Below are 18,444 nucleotides of genomic sequence, written 5' to 3'. Positions count from 1 at the left end.
CACCGGTGACAGCTCCGGGGACCCTGCCACAGGCGGGGTCCCCGGACCTGTCCGCAGACCATACCCACCTGGCCCCGCATCAAGCGCGGATCCAGGCCAGGGACACACAAGTCTTCTGAAAGGAGCGCATCATGGCAGATCCAGCACGCGCCGCCCGATTGGCGCAGCGCATCAAGGTGATCGTGGCCGAGGCGCTGCGTCGCCGGGTCAAGGATGAGCGCGCAGAACTGATCACCGTCACCGACGCTCGAGTGACCAATGATCTCCAGCACTCCACGGTGTACTACACCGTCATGGCCCCGGACGAGGAGTCCCGGGCAGGGGCCGAGGCCGTCCTGGCCGCGAACCAGGGCACCCTGCGCTACGAGCTCGGTCGGCAGCTGAACATCCGGCTGACCCCGACTCTGGAGTTCGTCGCCGACGAGATCCCGGAGACGGCCGCGCACATGGAGGACCTCCTGCGCAAGGCCCGCGAACAGGACGAGCAGGTCGCCGCCCTGCGCAAGGACGCCCAGCCCGCCTCGGAGGAGAAGCCCTACCGCTGGCAGGTCGAGGAGGAGCTGGCCGCATCGGAGGACGACGCCGCATCCGACGACGACGGCCGCTCCAGCTCCGCGGATCGCTGAGCGCACGGAAGCTGAGGCTGGATACGCATGGGGAAGAAGCAGAAGCCTGAAGAGCTGGAGGTCGGCTCCGGACTTGTCCTGGTGGACAAGCCGGCCGGCCTGACCAGCCATGACGTGGTCGGACGGATCCGCAAGCTCGCCGGGACCCGCAAGGTGGGCCATGCCGGCACTCTGGATCCGATGGCCACAGGCGTCCTGGTGGTCGGGATCAACCGCGCCACCAGGCTGCTGACCCATATTGTCGGAGTGGACAAGACCTACACCGCCACCGTGCGGCTGGGTCAGTCCACCTCCACCGACGACGCTGAGGGCGAGGTGCTGCAGACCCGGTTCGCCAATGCGGTGACCCCGGAGGCCATCGCGGCCGAGATCGCGAAGCTCACCGGCGCGATCCAACAGGTCCCCGCCACGGTCTCTGCGATCAAGGTGGACGGCCAGCGCGCCCACGCTCGGGCCCGCGCCGGCGAAGAGGTCGCGCTGAAATCCCGCGACGTCACGGTCCATGACTTCGAGGTCTTCGGGATCCGCCGGATCGACGGCGGCAAGCTCGTCGACGTCGACATCGAGGTCCGGGTCTCCTCCGGCACCTACGTGCGCGCCCTGGCCCGGGATCTGGGCGAGGCGCTCGAGGTCGGCGGTCACCTCACCGCGCTGCGCCGCACCGCGGTGGGCTCCTACAGCATCGACCAGACCCTGACCCTGGAGCAGCTGGGCGAGGACTTCGGCTACATCGGCCTCGCCGAAGCCGCCGAGCACCTCTTCCCGCCGCGTCAGCTCACCGCAGAGGAGACCGAGAACCTCGGCTACGGCCGGCGGATCACCGCCTCGGGCACCGGCGAGGACCCGCAGCTCACCGCGGCCTTCGCCCCCGACGGCGAGCTGGTCGCGCTGCTCATCGATGTGCCCGCCAAGAAGGGCGCCTCGGCCTCACCGGACGCCGCCCATGCCGCGGACTCCGACTCCATCGACTACCAGGCCAAGCCCGAGCTGGTCTTCGCGATCAGCACCGGACCTGGCTCGACCGATTCAGCATCGGCGGATTCAGGGTCGCAGACTGGCGGAACCGGGGCCCAGCCCGCCGGAACCGGCGTCACACAGCCGCCCGGAGACTCCGAATGACGGTGATGTTCCTCATAGGCGCCATCGTCTGTGGGCTCTCCGTGCTGGTCTGCTGGGTGATGACCGCGGCCCGCGATCACCCCGCGGACTCCTCGATCATCTCGCTGGCCGCGATCGAGCTCTACCTCATCGCCTACGGCATCTACGCCGGGATCCGGCAGATCGCCGGGGCTCCGGTGGCCGGCGAGGCGTGGGAGTTCTGGGGCTATATCCTGACTGCACTTCTGCTTCCGGTCGGAGTGTTCATCTGGGCCATGATCGACAAGACCCGCTGGTCCAACCTGGTGATGAGCTTCGTCGGACTTGTCGTGTTCGTGATGGTCTACCGCTTGGAGGAGATCTGGTGGGGAAGCGCGCTATGACCCGGCCGTCGTCGGACGTGCCGGCCAACGCCTCGCCCACTCCGCGCAACCGCGGAGTCGGCATGCTGATCATCACCGCCTACGGCATCTTTGCCGTCTCCTCCTTCGCCCGAGCGCTGTATCAGATCCTCACCGACTTCGACGCCTCCCCGGTGTCCTACTCGCTCAGCGCCTTCGCCGCCGCCGTCTACATCGTCGCCACCCTTGCCCTGGCTCGGATCGGCCCCCGCGCCTGGCTGGTGGCCCTGATCGCGGTGCTGGTGGAGCTGACCGGGGTGCTCGGCGTCGGCTTGTGGACCTACCTGGATCCGGAGCTCTTCAACGAGGCCACCGTGTGGTCCCACTTCGGTGCCGGCTACGGTTTTGTGCCGCTGCTGCTGCCGTTCATCGGCCTGTTCTGGCTGCTGCGGCACCGGCCGGGCACCGAGGCCGCGCGGGACACCCAGTGATGAGCGATAGGCTGATCGGCGTGCAGTTCTGGAATGGTCTTGAAGAAGTCCCCCGCGGGCTCGGACCCACCGCCGTGACCATCGGCAACTTCGACGGCGTCCACCTGGGTCACCAGGAGGTCCTGACCCGTCTGGTCGCCGCCGCCCACGGGCAGGCCGATGGTGCCGCAGCGGACGCTTCTTCGCGCGCCCAGGCCGTGGCGATCACCTTCGATCCGCACCCGCTGCAGGTCCACCGCCCCGAAGAGTCCCCGGAGATGCTCACCGGCACCGCGGAGAAGGTCCAGCGCCTGGCCGAGACCGGCATCGACGCGCTGCTGGTGCTGCACTACAACCTCGACCTCGCCGGGCTCACCCCCGAGGAGTTCGTCAAGACCTATTTCGTGGACACGCTGAACGCCTCCGTGGTCGTCATCGGCCACGACGTGCGCTTCGGCCGCGGAAACTCCGGGAACTTCGAGACCATGGTCGAGCTGGGCCGACGCTACGGCTTCAGCGTGCTCGGCGTGGATGATTTCGCGCTGATCGGGCATTCGGTGGCCGAGACCGAGCGGCGCTGCTCCTCGACCTGGGTGCGTGAGGCCCTGGAGGCCGGCGACGTCGCCGCGGCGGCCGAGGTGCTCGGACGCCCGCACGCGGTGCTCGGCGAGGTGGTCCACGGGGCCGCCCGCGGACGCGACCTGGGCTTCCCGACCGCGAACCTGGGCCGCGACTCCGAGGGCATGATCCCCGCCGACGGCGTCTACGCCGGCTGGCTGGTCGACGCCGCCGGCGCCCGCTGGCCCGCGGCGATCTCGGTGGGCTCGAATCCGACCTTCCACGGGGTCGAGCGGGTGGTGGAATCCCACGTGATCGACCGGCCCACCGAGGCGGTGGAGGACTTCGACCTCTACGGCCAGCACGTGCGGGTGGAGTTCGTCGAGCACCTGCGCGGCATGGTCGCCTATGAAGGCGTGGAGAAGCTGGTCGAGCAGATGTACCAGGACGTGGATCAGACCCGCCAGGTCCTCGCCCGCCTCTCCGTCGAGTAGACCGGATTCGGCACGTGCCCTCCCGTCCCAAGCCACGGCCCGCCCAGCAGGCGCTGATCTCCGACCCAGAACGACGACGTCGCCTGGGCGCCTCCTTCGCCGATGACACCTCGCTCGAGGAGGCCCGGCGCTACGACGCGGTCCGTCCCCGCTACCCCGACGAGATGGTGGACCAGCTGCTGCGCGCGGCTGGATCCTGCGCTTCCGTCGGGCCGCCGGTGGTCGCAGACCTCGGCGCCGGCACCGGGATCCTGACCCGGGCGCTGCTGGCCCGAGGTGCCAGCGTCCACGCGGTCGAGCCCTCTGCGGCCATGACCGAGGTCATGTGCGCCCGCAGCGTCGAGCAGAATCCGGAGCCGAATCCGGAGCAGAGTCCCGGACAGACCCGCCCGCCGCACCGCCTCAAGGTGCACCGCACCACGGCGGAGGCGACAGGGCTGGAGCAGGAGAGCTGCGACGTCGTCGTCGCGGCCCAGGCCTGGCACTGGTTCGATGACGCCCTGGTGCAGGACGAGGTGCGCCGGATCCTGCGGCCGCAGGGAGTGCTGGGGGTGGTCGCGAACTATCTGGACACCTCGGTGCCCTGGGTGCACCGGCTGACCCGGATCATGCGCGCCGGAGATGTCTACCGGCCGGGCTGGACCCCGCCGGTGGACCCGGCACGCTTCACCGCCTGGGACACCACGCAGACCCGGTGGGAGCGGAAGATCACACCTGAACAGATCCGGGAGCTCTCCACCACGCTGAGCTCCTGGCTCTCCGCCGAAGAGCCCGCCCGAGCCCGCCGCCGGGCCAACCTGGACTGGTACCTCGACGAGCACCTGGAGCTCACCCCGGGGGAGCCGGTCGCGCTGCCGTACCTGACCGTGCTGCACACCAGCGTTTCCCGTGTGCCAGGCGCTCCTGTATCGTAGAAAGGTCGCTTCGGCGACGTCGTCATGCTGCAGTCCGCGGTGGCTGACACTGGTCCCTGGCCCTCACCGGCAAAGCCCGGTCCTGTTCGCGGTACAACAATGAAGGAGCTCTTCCATGGCTTTAGATCCCGTTGTCAAACAGGAGATCATCAAGGAGTACGCAACTTCCGAGGGTGACACTGGTTCACCCGAGGTTCAGGTTGCGGTTCTGACGCGTCGGATCTCCGACCTCACCGAGCACCTGAAGGTGCACAAGCATGATCACCACACCCGTCGCGGTCTGATGATCCTGGTGGGTCGCCGTCGTCGTCTGCTGAAGTACCTTGCTGCTACGGACATCGAGCGCTACCGTTCGCTGATCAAGCGTCTCGGTATCCGCCGATGAGCTTCAGCGTCAAACGCTGATCACCAAGCAACGAAACAGGCGGCTCCTGAAACGGTCTTCATGACCGTAGGAGCCGCCTGCTTTGTATGCGAGGATAGTGGGTGGCGCACCCGCCAGTGAGAGGGATCGAACTCATATGTTCCGGTCCTCGGTAGTAGCCTCCGGGAGGCACGACACGTGCCAGGCCCGTGGGCTTCGATCGATGACCGACCGTATGTACGCAGATCCTTTCCTCTCACTGGCTCGCCAGCAATGCACGCTACTGAGAGGAGACACCTGTAATGCAGGGTCCCGAGATTCACTACACCGAAGCCGTGATCGACAACGGATCATTCGGTACACGCACGATTTCCTTCGAGACCGGCCGCCTCGCCAAGCAGGCCGCCGGTTCCGTCCTGGTCACCATGGACGAGGACACCACGCTGCTCTCGGCCACCACGGTGGGCAAGTCACCCCGCGAGGGCTTCGACTTCTTCCCGCTGACGGTCGACGTCGAAGAGCGCATGTACGCCGCAGGTCGCATCCCCGGCAGCTTCTTCCGCCGCGAGGGTCGCCCCTCCGTCGACGCGATCCTGGCCTGCCGCCTGATCGACCGCCCGCTGCGCCCCGCCTTCAAGAAAGGCATCCGCAACGAGGTCCAGGTCGTAGAGACCATCCTCTCGATCAACCCGGATGACCTCTACGACGTGGTCGCCATCAACGCCGCCTCGATGTCCACCCAGCTCTCCGGTCTGCCGTTCTCCGGCCCGATCGGTGCAGTGCGCGTGGCCCTCGTGGACACCGGCTCAGGCGCCCAGTGGGTCGCCTTCCCGAAGCACTCCCAGCTCAAGGACGCCGTGTTCAACATGGTCGTCGCCGGTCGAGTCGTCAACGACGACATCGCCGTGCTGATGGTCGAGGCCGAAGCCACCGATGACTCCTGGAAGCTCATCAAGGAGCAGGGCCGCACCGCGCCCACCGAGGACATCGTGTCCGAGGGCCTCGAGGCTGCAAAGCCGTTCATCAAGGTCCTCTGCGACGCACAGGCAGACCTGGCAGCTCGCGCCGCCAAGCCGGCCATCGACATCCCGACCTTCGTGGACTACGAGTCCGACGTGCTGGCCGCGGTGGAGTCCTCCGCTTCGGAGCGTCTGAGCGCGGTCTACCAGATCGCTGACAAGCAGGAGCGCGACGCTGCCGACTCCGAGCTGAAGGCCGAGGTCCGCGAGGACCTCGCCGGCGAGGGCAAGGAGTTCGAGGGTCGCGGCGGCGAGGTCGCCAAGGCCTTCGGCGCCGTGACCAAGCAGGTCATCCGCCAGCGGATCCTGCGCGACCAGGTCCGCATCGACGGACGCGGCCTGACGGACATCCGCCAGCTCACCGCCGAGGTCGAGGTCCTTCCCCGCGTGCACGGCTCGGCCATCTTCGAGCGCGGCGAGACCCAGATCATGGGTGTCACCACGCTGAACATGCTCAAGCTCGAGCAGAACATCGACTCGCTGTCGCCGGTGAAGACCAAGCGCTACATGCACAACTACAACTTCCCGCCGTATTCGGTCGGTGAGACCGGCCGCGTGGGTTCACCCAAGCGCCGCGAGATCGGACATGGTGCTCTTGCTGAGCGCGCCATCACCCCGGTGCTGCCGTCCCGCGAGGAGTTCCCCTACGCGATCCGCCAGGTCTCTGAGGCCCTGGGCTCCAACGGCTCCACCTCGATGGGTTCGGTCTGCGCCTCGACGCTGTCCATGCTCAACGCCGGTGTGCCGCTGAAGGCTCCGGTCGCAGGCATCGCCATGGGCCTGGTCTCCGACCAGGTCGACGGTGAGACCCGCTACGCCGCCCTGACCGACATCCTCGGCGCCGAAGATGCTTTCGGCGACATGGACTTCAAGGTCGCCGGCACCTCCGAGTTCGTCACAGCCATCCAGCTGGACACCAAGCTCGACGGCATCCCCGCTTCGGTGCTCTCCGCAGCGCTGAAGCAGGCCCGCGAAGCTCGCCTGCACATCCTGAGCGTCATGGCCGCCGCCATCGACACCCCGGATGAGATGTCCGAGTTCGCACCGCGCATCATCTCGGTGATGGTCCCCGTGGACAAGATCGGTGAGGTCATCGGCCCGAAGGGCAAGATGATCAACCAGATCCAGGAGGACACCGGCACCGACATCTCGATCGAGGATGACGGCACCGTGCTGATCGGCGCGACCAACGGCGAAGCTGCTGAGGCAGCCCGCGCCGCGGTCAACGCGATCGCCAACCCGCAGGTCCCCGAGATCGGCGAGCGGTACCTGGGCACCGTGGTCAAGCTGACCACGTTCGGCGCGTTCATCTCGCTGACCCCGGGCAAGGATGGCCTGCTGCACATCTCCGAGCTGCGCAAGCTCAACGAGGGCAAGCGCGTGGATGACGTCGAAGACGTCGTCAACGTCGGCCAGCGCATCCAGGTCGAGATCTCCAAGGTCGATGACCGCGGAAAGCTCAGCCTGGCACCCGTCGTCGAAGGTGACGGCTCCTCGGAGTCGGACAACGACGACGCGTGATCAGCTTCTGCGTCAACGGCTCCAGCTGAGAAGCTGAGCCACTGAGACGGCCGGTGAGGCTCCCCTGACGGGGACCTCACCGGCCGTCTTCGTGTCACGGGGGTCCAAGGCCCAGTGCCCTCTCCAGCTGCTCTGTCTCGCATCGAGTGGGCGATTTGAGGGATCTCTGGGCCCCAAAAGGGCCGAAAAAGCGCCCAAATCGCCCAGTAGATGAAGGCTGTCTGGATTCCAGCCTGCCCGGACGCAGCTGTATCCCACCCAGTGAGGCGGCGGGGGTTCAGCGGCTCGATGGACCATGACAAGGTGGGTCCCATGGACCATGTGGTGGGATGGCTGTTCCTCGGCTTCTGGGTCGTGCTCGGCGGGGCGGTGGTGGTCCGCCTGGTGCTGGCCCTCCGACGACGACGCCGCGGATCCTCGCTGCAGGATTCGGTGCTGCGCCCGGTGCTGAGAACAGGCACGGCCGGGGTCTGGCCGACCCTCGACGCGCGCGCCGGAGAGCATCCCGAAGACGTGCCGGGGGGAGCGGAGCGCCGCAACGAGGCGGAGGATCAGCACCACGACCAGGCTGAGGGTCAGTCCCGGGAGTAGTCCCGCGCGTTGCTCACACCCAGCGCATTGGCCACCGCGGCGAGGATGATCAGCAGCGCGGCGACCAGCGGCACCAGCGCCGCGACCTGGGTCCCGAAGCCCTCAGCCAGATACCCGGTGATCGCCGAGGAGGACGACTGGCCGATCACGATCGCCGTGGTCAGCAGCGACATCACCGTGGTGGAGCGCCCGCGCGGGCTCCGCTCGGCCACCAGGCTGAACTGGGTGACCAGGGTCGGGCCGATCCCCACCCCCATCACCAGCAGCACCAGCAGCAGCACCGGCAGGGCCGAGGCGAACTGCAGTCCGATGGTGCCCAGCAGCAGCACGCCGCCGAAGCTCAGCCAGCGCGCCTGAAGGCTGAAGCTCGCCGGGAACAGGGCCGCGGCGAGGGCGAAGACCGCCGAGCCGATGCCCATCGCGCCGTAGACCAGCCCGGCGCGTTCGGCGTAGCCGAGGTCGGCCATGAAGGAGGTCAGCGTGGTCAATGTGGAGCCGAAGATCAGCCCGATGCCCAGCGCGCCGGCCATCAGCACCAGCAGCCGCGGCGCGAACAGTGACCGCACCGGTGCGGGCTCCTGGTGGGTGGCGGCGTTCTTGGGCACTACGTCCGCGGTGCGGTGCAGCGCGAAGGTGATCAGGAAGCACAGGGTCAGGATCGCGGCGCCGATCATCGGTGCCGCTCCGCCGAGCGTGGCGGCGAGCAGGCCCACGATGACCGGACCGAAGACGAAGGTGATCTCGTCGGCGGCGGACTCATACGCCATCGTGGAGTTCATCGTCTTCTGCTGCCGTGCCGGGGGCAGCTCGCGGAAGATCACGCCCACCAGCCGGCTGCGCGACATCGGCGGGACCTGCGGAGCGGTGGCTCCCACTAAGAAGGCCGAGGTCAGCACGGCCCAGGTGCCGAAGGGGCTATAGACCACCCAGGCCATGGCGAGCAGCGAGAGGCTGCTGGCGGAGCCGGCGATCAGCAGCACCCGGCGCTGGCCCCAGCGGTCCGCCGCGGCTCCGATGAGCGGGCCGAAGATCGCGGTGCCCAGACCGACCATGGCCGATGTCAGTCCGCCCAGGCTGATGGAATCCCGTGCGGCCACCACCAGGGTCAGCACCCCGACCACCATCATCGCGTACGGGAAGCGCGCCAGCAGGGCCACCGGGAAATAGGCGGGGCCCACGGCGCCGCGCAGGGTCTGCCGCGGGTCGGAGCCGGGGAAGCTGGGTGCGGGACGAGTGCCTGGCTCAGCAGCTGGTCGCGGCTGCACGGCGTCGGACTGGTGCGCGGGCATGGTGGTGGATCCTCCGGGAGTCGGCTCTCGCGTGCTCAGTGCCGCCTTGACTCCACAGCGAGGCCGCCGCCGAGACAGGTAGATACACGAAATGTCAGCGCTCCCGCGATGCGGCCGCAGCTGGACCGGGCCGGGGGAGGGCAGAGTTCTCAGCGTACCGGCTGTCCTTCAGCTGGCGCCATCTGCACTTGCTGCCTCCGGCGCTCAACGCGTCGCGCGCCGGAGGGCTTCCTCGGCGCAGGGGCTGTCTGAAGAGAGGGCCACCGGTGGACATCAGCCTCGTGCCCAGGGACGCCAGGGGTGCCGGTGAGGAGGTGCTGAGTTCAGGGAATTGCAGAGGCTTCTCAGGGGAGCGCCGTCGGATGACCCTCTTTGGCCCATAGATTCATTCCTCCCTCCATGCTCTCGACGGTGAATCCTGCGTCGCTCAGGGTCTGCGCCGCCGTCAGACTTCTCCGACCGCTGCGGCACACTGTGATCGTCGGTCGTGCGGAGTCGAGTTCCGGCAGTCGTGTCTGCAGCTGTCCCAGGGGTATATGGAGGGCTCCCGGGATCATGCCAGCGCTGACTTCTTCATCTTCTCGCACGTCAACGATCTGAGCCGTCTCCATCCGTTTGAACGTCATTGAAGGTGAGACTTCCTGCATTGTGGCCTCCTGGGCTACGGGTCGAGGGTCGAAACTGAATTGTGCGCAGTTCAATGTCTGCTCACCGAGGGCCTCTGGTGGGTCTCGTACATCCGTGCCGCCACTATCGCGGCCGAGACTGCGCTGACGGCGGCAGCCACCCATACCGCGGCAGAGAGTCCCATCAGGTCGGCCACGATCCCGCCCAGCACAGCCCCGGCTGCGTAGCCGAGATCGCGCCAGACCCTGTAGACGCCTACCGCTCGACCGCGCCAGGCCGGGTGGGCGACGTCGCCGACCACGGCGAGCAGCGTCGGGTAGACCATCGCAGTGCCGGCCCCGAGCAGAGCCGTGCCCGCGGCCCAGCTGCTGAAGTCATCACCCGAGGCGATCAGCATCAGAGCCACGGCTTGCGTGGACATCCCTGCGGTGATCAGATGTTTGCGCCCGATCCGATCCGAGAGCGCGCCGGTGACCAGCTGCCCCGCTCCCCACACGCCTGGGTACAGCGCGAAGAGGAGCCCGACCTCGCCTACCGAGAGGTCGGCCGTGGCGAAGAGCAGGGGAAAGAGACCCCAGGAGAGACCGAAGTTGAGATTATTGACCAGCCCAGCCTGGCTGGCCGAAGAGAGGGCCGGCTCCCGGAAGCTCGTCTGGACTGCGACCTGCCGGCTGGTGAGGTCTGCGTGCAGGTGATCGTGGGTGCCGTCGGCACGGGCCACATGCTCGGCGGCCTCCAGGTGGGCGTGCCCGATAGTCTCGCGCACGAACGCACCTGAGAGCAGCAGCGCCAGGGCGGTGTAGGCGAGGCCCAACAGGAACGGGGCCGGGCGCAGCCCGAACTGCTCGGCCAGGTATCCCGCCAGCAGGGAGGTCACGGCTACAGCGCCATACCCTGCGGCTTCGTTCAGCCCCATGGCCAAGCCGCGCTTGGTGGGCCCCACGAGGTCGATCTTCATCACTACTGTGGTGGACCAGGTGAGCCCCTGGTTGATGCCCAGCAGGACATTTGCGGCGATGATCCAGCCCCAGTCCGGCGCGAGGATCAACATCAGCGGAACGGGCACGGCGAAGAGCCAGCCGATGAGAAGTACCGGCTTGCGGCCGTACCTGTCCGACAGGGTCCCGGCGAAGTAGTTGGCGATGGCCTTGGTGACGCCGAAGGCGGCGACGTAGGTGAAGATGAACGTATAGCCCGTGAGCTGGAACTCGGATTCCGCGAGCAGCGGGAGCACCGTCTGCTGTTGGCCGACCATGCCTCCCACCAGGGCGTTCACCGCGACGAGGAGGGTGAACTGGGAGATGTTGGCGCGCAGTCCCAGCGTCGGTGGCCCGGCGGGGGACCGACGCGCGCTCATGTCTCCACCTGCGGGCTCGCCGTGAAGCGCTGGGTCCGCTCGACGGCGGCCCCAGCGTTCCTGCGAATGTGAGTGCATCCCGAACCCTTCATGAGGCTCGCCCTTCCTAGGCCGGCGCTGCCCGAGGAGTCGGGCTGATCTCGTATTCCAAAGAAAACTAGAATACTGGTTGTTATGATAATCCAAAGAAGTCTGGAGGATCAATTGGGTGATCGGCAGAAGAAGACCGTGCTGTTCGAGCAGCTGGCTCGAGTGGGGAAGGCGCTGGGCAGCGGCAAGCGCCTGGAGCTGCTGGATCTGCTTGCCCAGGGCGAGCGAAGCGTCGAGCACCTGGCGGCTGCAGCTCAGCTGGGGCTGAGCACCACCTCGGCTCATCTGCAGGTGCTCAAGCAGGCTGGGTTGGTGACCACTCGCCGGGACGGTACCCGGGTGCACTACGGCTTGGCGGGCCTGGATGTGATCCGGCTCTATGAGCAGCTTCGAAATGTGGCCGGTGAACGAGTCTCCGATGTGGGTCGCGCCCGGGAGGACTATCTGGCCAGCGGTCGGGCTGCCGGGGCCCCGGGTGAGCAGGACGAGGTTGGCCGGGACGAGCTTCTGGCCAGGGTTGCCGCGGGCGAGGCCACGGTGCTTGATGTACGTCCTGTCGAGGAGTATGTGGCCGCCCATATCCCAGGTGCCGTGTCCATCCCGGTGGAGGAGCTTCCTCGGCGGATCAACGAGCTGCCGTCCGGTCAAGACGTCGTTGCATACTGCCGTGGTGCCTACTGTGTGCTCGCGTACGAAGCGGTGGATCTCCTGCGTGCCGCCGGCCGGACTGCCTGGCGGCTGCATGAGGGCATGCTGGAGTGGCGCCTGACCGAGCTGCCTGTAGACACAGGCCCTGGCCTGGTGGCCTCCGGAGTGGCTGCACGCCTGCATGACCAGTGAGGACGTCCTCTCCCGGCTCACATCGGCAAGGTCCAGAGCGCTATGGAGCCCGGGTCACTTGGCTAGATTTGTATACCCCAGGGGGTATGTGCGAGAGTAGTGACATACCCCCTGGGGTATCCATTGACTTTCAAAGGAAGGGATCTCATGCTTCTTGAACGGATCTACGACGAGGACCTGGCTCAGGCCAGCTACTTCATCGGCTGCCAGTCCAAGGGCGAGGCCATCGTCATCGATGCCCGCCGCGACAACAGCGAATACTTCGAACTGGCCGCCCGCCACGGCATGCGCATCACCGCCGTGGCCGAGACCCACATCCACGCCGATTACCTCTCCGGCACCCGCGAGCTCGCTGCCGCCGCGAACGCGGAGGCCTACGTCTCCGGCGAGGGCGGCGATGACTGGCAGTACGGCTTCGACGCCACCCGGCTGACCCACGGGGACACCATCAAGCTGGGCAACATCACCATTGAGGCCCGCCACACCCCCGGCCACACCCCTGAGCACCTGGTGTTCCTGGTGACCGACGGCGCCTTCAGCAACGACCCCGGCTACATGATCTCCGGAGACTTCGTCTTCGCCGGAGACCTCGGCCGCCCCGACCTCCTCGATGAAGCCGCCGGGGGAGTGGACACCCGCTTCGTGGGAGCCAAGCAGCTCTTCACCAGCCTCAAAGAGCAGTTCCTCACGCTGCCCGATCATGTGCTGGTCTACCCCGGCCACGGCTCCGGCAGCGCCTGCGGCAAGGCACTCGGCGCGCTTCCCGCCACCACGGTCGGCTACGAGCGGATCAACGCCTGGTGGTCCAAGCACCTGGCCAATGACGATGAACAGGGCTTCATCGATGAGCTGCTCGACGGCCAGCCAGACGCGCACGCCTACTTCGGTCGGATGAAGCGCGAGAACAAGGAAGGCCCCGCAGTGCTCGGCCCGCTGAGCCCCCTCGAGGCCTTCACCTCGGACCAGGTGCGCAGCGCCCTGGAAGAGGACCGCGCGATCTTCGTGGACACCCGCACCAACGACGAGGTCAAGCAGGGCACCGTCCTCGCTGCGCTGAACATCCCCGCCGGCGGCAAGTTCGCCAGCTACGGCGCCTGGGCCTACGACCCGGAGAAGGAGCAGCAGCCGCTGATCCTCCTGGCCGCGGATCAGGACCAGGCCGAGGACATGCGGAATCACCTGATGCGAGTGGGCATCGATGCGGTCAAGGGCTACACGGTCAGCATCGCCGACCTGCCGCAGACTCAGCCGGCCACCATCACCCCTGCCGAGCTGGAGAACTTCGAGCCGGCTCTGCTGCTGGATGTGCGCAACAAGTCCGAACACGCCGACGGCCACGTCCCCGGCTCCAAGCAGCTCAGCGCCGGCCGCGTGCTGTGGAACCAGGATCAGCTTCCTGCTTCCGGCCCGATCGTCACCTACTGCCAGTCCGGGGTCCGGAACTCGGTGGCCGCCAGCGCGCTGCGCCGGCAGGGCCATGACGTCCGCGAACTCGTCGGCAGCTATGCCGGCTGGTCAGACTGGAACAAATCACACTGATCAGACTGTTCTGGTCTCAGCAGCACCACACACTTTTCGAGAGGAAACACCAGCCCTATGGCTAACACCACCACGAGCACCCTGAACCCGACGACGACGGCGGCCGCATCCCCGATGAGCCCCACCGAACTCGTCGAGAAGCTCCGCTCACAGAACGCCCCGCTGCTCGTCGACGTGCGCACCCCTGCGGAGCACGAGTCGCTGCGGGTCCCCGGGTCCCACAACGTCCCGCTGGATCTGCTGCAGAAGAACAAGGAGACCCTGGCCGAGCAGTTCAACGGCGATATCGTGCTGATCTGCCAGACCGGCAACCGCGCCAACCAGGCCCTGCAGCACCTGCGCGCTGCAGGAGTGGACACGGCACGGGTGCTCGAGGGCGGCGTCGTCGCCATGGAAGCGCAGCACAGCCAGCACACGCACCGTGGCCAGCAGCGCTGGGCCATGGATCGCCAGGTCCGGATGGTCGCCGGATCGCTGGTGCTCGCCGGGTTCCTCGGCGGCAAGCTGATCTCCCCAAAGGTCGGCTACGTCGCCGGCGCGATCGGTGCGGGGCTGACCTTCTCCGCGGCGACCGATTCCTGTGCGATGGCCGCGGCGCTGAACAAGATGCCGTGGAACAAGGTGGAGGCTGACCCGACCGTGGAGGCATTCCTGGCGCAGATTCCTCGCTCCACGCAGATCCAGACTCCGGCGTCGCGGGGGTGAGTACCGGTCTCATCCTGGCGATGATCCTTTCCGTCATCATCGGGATCTCGCTGGGCCTGCTCGGCGGCGGGGGTACGATCCTTGCGGTTCCGCTTCTGACCTACGTGGCGGGAATGCCGCCGAAGGAGGCGATCGCCGCCTCGATGTTCATCATCGGGGTCACCTCCGCGGTCAGCGTGGTCGCCCATGCCAAGCGCGGGAACGTGCAGTGGCGAACCGGGTTCATCTTCGGCGCCGCGGCCATGGTGGGAGCCTTCGGCGGCGGACTGCTGGGGAGCCGACTGCCCAGCGTCGTGCTGATGGTGGCCTTCGGCATCATGATGGTCGCCACGGCGTTGGCGATGATCCTGGACCGTCGCGCCAAAGCCTCTGGTCAGCCTAGGAAGAAGCTTCCGCTGGCCAAGATCCTGATCGAAGGACTCGTGGTCGGTCTGGTGACCGGCATGGTCGGTGCCGGTGGCGGGTTCCTGGTGGTTCCGGCGCTGGTGCTGCTCGGCGGGCTCTCGATGCCCGCCGCGGTGGGCACCTCGCTGCTGATCATCTCGATGAAGTCCTTCACCGGGCTCGCCGGGTATCTGACCTCGGTGAGCATCGACTGGGTCCCGGTGCTGATCATCACCGTGATCACGGTGATCGGCGCGCTGATCGGCACCGCGTTCGGCAAGCACGTCCCAGAGAAGGCGCTGAAGAAGGCCTTCGGATATCTGGTGTTGGCCATGGGCGTGGTGGTGTTCCTCCAGGAGCTGCCGCTGGCCTACGGCCTGGGCGCCGCAGCGGCCATCGTGGTGCTGCTCGGGACCCTGCTGTACCGCCGGCGCGGAGATCAGCTGGCAACATAGAGACGAATCAGTGCGAGAAACAGGGAGAGAATCATGAGAGAAGCCGATCCGGAGACACAGCGCAAGATCGTGAACCGCCTGAAGCGGGCCCGCGGCCAGCTGGACTCGGTGATCAACGCCGTGGAGAACGGCGGCAGCTGCCGCGACGTGGTCACCCAGCTCGCGGCGGTGTCCACCGCCCTGGACCGCGCCGGGTTCAGCGTGGTCTCCTCGGCGATGCAGTTCTGCGTCACCGACCCTGAGCGGGCGGCGGAGACCGAGGACGGGCTGACCGTGGAGGAGCTCGAGAAGCTCTTCCTCTCGCTCTCCTGAGCTGAGCAGGCCGGGGCTGCGGGTCAGGGCAGCGCCACCGAGGTGCTTCCGGCTGCATGACGCCGGCCGTGCTCACCGCCGTGCATACATTCGAAAGGCCCAGCCGCACATCGGCTGGGCCTTTCGCGCGTGATCGTTCGCATCGGGTGCTTCGCCGCCGCGGCAGAATTCCAGACGCTGCCGCGCATCCGCTCCGAGCCGTGCTCATCTCTGGCGGCAGGCCCCTGTGCATCGCTGGCATCATGGGACTCAGCTGCCCTGCACAGGAGAGGACACATATGACATTGCTCGTCATGGGATCGGTGAACCGCGACATCACCGCGCGGCTGCCTGAGTTCCCACAGCCCGGGGAGACCCTGCTGGCCACCGCGTCGCAGACCGCCACCGGGGGTAAGAGCGCGAACCAGGCAGTGGCCGCAGCGCTGGTCGGCGCCGAGGCGCAGCTGATCGCTCGCTGCGGGTCCGACGCCGCCGGGGCCGAAGCGGTGAACGCGCTGCGCGAGGCAGGGGTTCACGTCGACGCCGTGGCTCCGGGCCGCGGCGCCCAGGGGATGGCCTTCATCACCGTGCGCGCTGACGGGGAGAACACCATCGTGGTGGTCCCCGGGGCCAACGCGGAACTCCAAGCCCAGGACTGCCCGGAAGCGCTGCTGGACCAGGCCGACTGGATCCTGCTCAGCCTGGAGGTCCCGCTGGACACCGTCCTGGAGGTGGCTGCCCGCGCCCGCGCGGCAGGGACCAGGGTGGCGCTGAACGCCTCACCGCTGTCTGAGCAGACGTTGGATCTCCGCCACGTGGACCTGGTGATCGTCAATGAAGGTGAGGCCGACCATCTGCTGGCGGATGCCGGCGCTGCCCACCGTCACTCGCAGGACCCGACACCCGAAGACCCGACCGGCGCGCTGGGCATCGAGACCCTCATCGTCACGCGCGGAGCAGCCGGGGCGAGCATCCATGAAGCTGGCTTGGAACCGGTGCATGTGCCCAGCGTCGAGGTGGAGGCAGTTGACACCAGCGGCGCCGGGGACGCCTTCGCCGGCGCCCTGCTCGGACGGCTGACCTGCGGAGACAGTCTGAAGACGGCGGCCACCATCGCCTCGAGGTTCGCCGCCGCCACGACCACCCGGTTCGGCGCCCAGGCCTCCTACCCGCGGGACTTCACAATGGCGACAGATTCGTGACCGCGGGCCCTTCCAGAAGCTCTCCGTCGGCGGCGAAGCGTGAGCCGTGCAGCGGGCAGTCCCAGGACAGGGCCGCGTCGTTCCACTTCAGCACCCCGCCCAGGTGGGGGCAGATCGCGGAGACCTTGCACGTCTGACCGTCCACGGTGGAGACCCCGACAGGTTTCCCATGGTCGCGACCCACATTGCCCTCGCCCTCCTCGGGGGTGTCCTCGGGCAGCGAGCGCAGCTCGGCGCCCACCCAGCCGGCCACCAGGGTCCCGCCCACCTCCAGGTTGTCCTTGATCCCGGTGAACACGTCCGAAGGCGTGACCATCCGTTTGCTCAGCGTCTCGGCCCAGGCCATGTGCCCGCCGAGGATCTGCGCCGAGATGGCCAGCGCCGCGGCCACCGCGTTGCTCATGCCCCATTTGTTGTACCCGGTGGCCAGATAGATCCTTCCGCCGCCGCGGGGCAGCGCGCCGAAGAACGGGACGTATTGCGCGGTGCGGTAATCCTGGGCGGACCACACGTGGGTGCGCCTCGCGCCGGGGAAATGGGCCTGCGCCCAGGCCTCGAGATCATCCACGGCGGCGCGCTCGGAGGGTGAACGGCCCACTCCGTGATCGTTGCCGCCGATCAGCAGCAGCTCCTCACCGTTCACCGGGACCGTGCGCAGGGTTCGGCCAGGGGTGTCGGCACTGAGATACATTCCCTTCGGGATGCTGACCGGAGCGCCGGGCACCCGATAGGTCATCGCGTAGGAGCGGTTGGGTTTGAGCTTGGCGAAATAGCCGCCGCGATCCAGGACCGGGACCCCGGTGGCGAGCATCAGCCGCGCCGCGGTCACCTGACCCTGGGAGGTCTCCACGGTCAGCGGCGCCTCATCCACTGCCGGGTCCAGAGGGGAGCCTTCGGTGTCGTCCTCCACCGAGGCCCGGGGAGTTCCCGTACGGGATTTCGCACCGGCGCCCCCGGCAGTGTCGGATGCGTCACCAGCCGCGGAGCCGTTGGAGGTCGCCCCGGTGACCCTGACCCCTTCGATGAGTTCCCCGCCGCGTTGACGGAGCTCCTCGGCCAGGGCGGCGAGGACCTCCATGGGGTGGAACTGAGTCTGCTTCGCCAGTGCCACGGCGCCGCTGACCTCGAACGGCAGATCGGTCTGATCGGTCCAGGTCACCGGCAACCCAGCCTCCTGGCAGGCGGCGAACTCCTCCTGCACCGAGGAGAGTCCGGATTCTGTGGTGGCGTAGGTGTAGGCGGTGCGATGCTGATAGGGCACCCCGTGTTCCTGCATATAGCGGACCAGCCAGGAGACGCCCTCATCGTTGCCGTCCACATACGCCTGCAGCACCTCAGCGGAGTGGTGCCTGCGGATGCTGGAGAGCGTGGTGCCCTGCAGCAGAGAGAGCTTCGCGGTGGTGTTGCCGGTGGCGACGACCCCGACTGCTCGGGCTTCCAGCACCGCCACCTTGTGCCCTGCCCGGGCCAGCAGCACCGCCGTGGTCAGACCGGTCAGGCCCGCTCCGGCGACGACGGTGTCATAGTGCGCGCCCTCGGTGAAGGAGTCGCTGGGGATGGACTCCGGGGAGTAGGTGTCCAGCCAGACCGAGCGGTGGGTGTTCGAGGGCTCATAGGCGGTGTGCGGGCTCTGTGAGTTCACAGGTCGTCCTTCCTCAGGCTGCTGCCG

Annotated in this window: 19 protein-coding genes; 15 read left to right on the top strand and 4 right to left on the bottom strand. The window is 67.6% G+C overall.

The genetic code is table 11. The features are described 5' to 3' along the window. Positions 1 to 131 precede the first annotated feature (131 nt). The 9 genes from rbfA to LTI14_RS01350 all read left to right on the top strand — a co-directional run bounded on the left by rbfA (position 132) and on the right by LTI14_RS01350 (position 7,996). A complete protein-coding gene (gene rbfA / locus LTI14_RS01390; protein ID WP_241475472.1) occupies positions 132 to 626 on the top strand; it encodes a 30S ribosome-binding factor RbfA in 495 nt (164 codons plus the stop codon). A 27-nt stretch (positions 627 to 653) separates the two neighbouring features. After that, positions 654 to 1,745: a tRNA pseudouridine(55) synthase TruB gene (truB, locus tag LTI14_RS01385; RefSeq protein ID WP_241475470.1), complete on the top strand. Its 1,092-nt coding sequence runs from the start codon at positions 654 to 656 to the stop codon at positions 1,743 to 1,745. Between the two features lie 5 nt (positions 1,746 to 1,750). Further along, complete coding sequence (locus LTI14_RS01380; protein WP_342357715.1) at positions 1,751 to 2,107, top strand: hypothetical protein; 357 nt, start codon at positions 1,751 to 1,753, stop codon at positions 2,105 to 2,107. Continuing rightward, the gene (locus tag LTI14_RS01375; protein WP_446740363.1) at positions 2,089 to 2,556 is read left to right on the top strand and encodes a hypothetical protein; all 468 of its coding nucleotides are present in this window, start codon (positions 2,089 to 2,091) and stop codon (positions 2,554 to 2,556) included. Before LTI14_RS01380 ends, LTI14_RS01375 begins: the two co-directional genes overlap by 19 nt. Further along, on the top strand, positions 2,556 to 3,587 hold the full coding sequence (locus LTI14_RS01370; protein WP_241475461.1) for a bifunctional riboflavin kinase/FAD synthetase: 1,032 nt from the start codon (positions 2,556 to 2,558) through the stop codon (positions 3,585 to 3,587). The genes LTI14_RS01375 and LTI14_RS01370 overlap by 1 nt, the downstream gene beginning before the upstream one ends. Positions 3,588 to 3,601: 14 nt before the next feature. Further along, positions 3,602 to 4,501: a class I SAM-dependent methyltransferase gene (locus tag LTI14_RS01365; protein ID WP_241475459.1), complete on the top strand. Its 900-nt coding sequence runs from the start codon at positions 3,602 to 3,604 to the stop codon at positions 4,499 to 4,501. A gap of 115 nt (positions 4,502 to 4,616) precedes the next feature. Then, complete coding sequence (gene rpsO / locus LTI14_RS01360) at positions 4,617 to 4,886, top strand: 30S ribosomal protein S15 (protein ID WP_036473966.1); 270 nt, start codon at positions 4,617 to 4,619, stop codon at positions 4,884 to 4,886. Positions 4,887 to 5,167: 281 nt separating this feature from the next. Then, entirely contained in the window at positions 5,168 to 7,405 is a 2,238-nt protein-coding gene (locus LTI14_RS01355; protein ID WP_241470076.1) for a polyribonucleotide nucleotidyltransferase, read from the top strand. 312 nt (positions 7,406 to 7,717) lie between these two features. Continuing rightward, positions 7,718 to 7,996 (top strand): hypothetical protein, encoded by a 279-nt coding sequence (locus LTI14_RS01350; RefSeq protein ID WP_241475457.1) that lies wholly within the window; start codon positions 7,718 to 7,720, stop codon positions 7,994 to 7,996. Here the strand turns inward: LTI14_RS01350 and LTI14_RS01345 are convergent. The 3 genes from LTI14_RS01345 to LTI14_RS01335 all read right to left on the bottom strand — a co-directional run bounded on the left by LTI14_RS01345 (position 7,981) and on the right by LTI14_RS01335 (position 11,269). After that, a complete protein-coding gene (locus tag LTI14_RS01345; protein ID WP_241475455.1) occupies positions 7,981 to 9,285 on the bottom strand; it encodes an MFS transporter in 1,305 nt (434 codons plus the stop codon). The genes LTI14_RS01350 and LTI14_RS01345 overlap by 16 nt on opposite strands. Positions 9,286 to 9,629: 344 nt before the next feature. Then, positions 9,630 to 9,896 (bottom strand): rhodanese-like domain-containing protein, encoded by a 267-nt coding sequence (locus LTI14_RS01340; RefSeq protein ID WP_446740374.1) that lies wholly within the window; start codon positions 9,894 to 9,896, stop codon positions 9,630 to 9,632. Positions 9,897 to 9,982: 86 nt separating this feature from the next. Further along, positions 9,983 to 11,269: an MFS transporter gene (locus tag LTI14_RS01335; protein ID WP_241475451.1), complete on the bottom strand. Its 1,287-nt coding sequence runs from the start codon at positions 11,267 to 11,269 to the stop codon at positions 9,983 to 9,985. Positions 11,270 to 11,473: 204 nt separating this feature from the next. Between LTI14_RS01335 and LTI14_RS01330 the strand changes: the two genes are divergently transcribed. The 6 genes from LTI14_RS01330 to LTI14_RS01305 all read left to right on the top strand — a co-directional run bounded on the left by LTI14_RS01330 (position 11,474) and on the right by LTI14_RS01305 (position 16,775). Next, positions 11,474 to 12,199: an ArsR/SmtB family transcription factor gene (locus LTI14_RS01330; RefSeq protein ID WP_241475449.1), complete on the top strand. Its 726-nt coding sequence runs from the start codon at positions 11,474 to 11,476 to the stop codon at positions 12,197 to 12,199. 147 nt (positions 12,200 to 12,346) lie between these two features. Further along, a complete protein-coding gene (locus LTI14_RS01325) occupies positions 12,347 to 13,738 on the top strand; it encodes an MBL fold metallo-hydrolase (RefSeq protein ID WP_241464115.1) in 1,392 nt (463 codons plus the stop codon). Positions 13,739 to 13,795: 57 nt separating this feature from the next. Further along, complete coding sequence (locus tag LTI14_RS01320) at positions 13,796 to 14,443, top strand: rhodanese-like domain-containing protein (RefSeq protein ID WP_241464116.1); 648 nt, start codon at positions 13,796 to 13,798, stop codon at positions 14,441 to 14,443. Then, positions 14,440 to 15,282 carry a sulfite exporter TauE/SafE family protein gene (locus tag LTI14_RS01315; RefSeq protein WP_241464118.1) on the top strand — a complete coding sequence of 281 codons (843 nt, stop codon included), beginning with the start codon at positions 14,440 to 14,442 and terminating at the stop codon, positions 15,280 to 15,282. The genes LTI14_RS01320 and LTI14_RS01315 overlap by 4 nt, the downstream gene beginning before the upstream one ends. 33 nt (positions 15,283 to 15,315) lie before the next feature. Beyond that, positions 15,316 to 15,594, top strand: coding sequence for a metal-sensitive transcriptional regulator (locus LTI14_RS01310; protein WP_036473958.1), 279 nt, complete (start codon positions 15,316 to 15,318; stop codon positions 15,592 to 15,594). A gap of 278 nt (positions 15,595 to 15,872) precedes the next feature. Next, the gene (locus tag LTI14_RS01305; RefSeq protein ID WP_241475447.1) at positions 15,873 to 16,775 is read left to right on the top strand and encodes a ribokinase; all 903 of its coding nucleotides are present in this window, start codon (positions 15,873 to 15,875) and stop codon (positions 16,773 to 16,775) included. On the opposite strand, the gene LTI14_RS01300 is transcribed toward LTI14_RS01305, so the two are convergent. Continuing rightward, a complete protein-coding gene (locus LTI14_RS01300; RefSeq protein ID WP_241475445.1) occupies positions 16,753 to 18,417 on the bottom strand; it encodes an FAD-dependent oxidoreductase in 1,665 nt (554 codons plus the stop codon). The genes LTI14_RS01305 and LTI14_RS01300 overlap by 23 nt on opposite strands. Positions 18,418 to 18,444: the final 27 nt, after the last annotated feature.

This window comes from Nesterenkonia sp. YGD6 (assembly GCF_022565895.1).
In the GTDB taxonomy this organism is placed as follows: Bacteria; Actinomycetota; Actinomycetes; order Actinomycetales; family Micrococcaceae; genus Nesterenkonia.
This window is presented reverse-complemented; position numbering and strand designations above follow the sequence as displayed.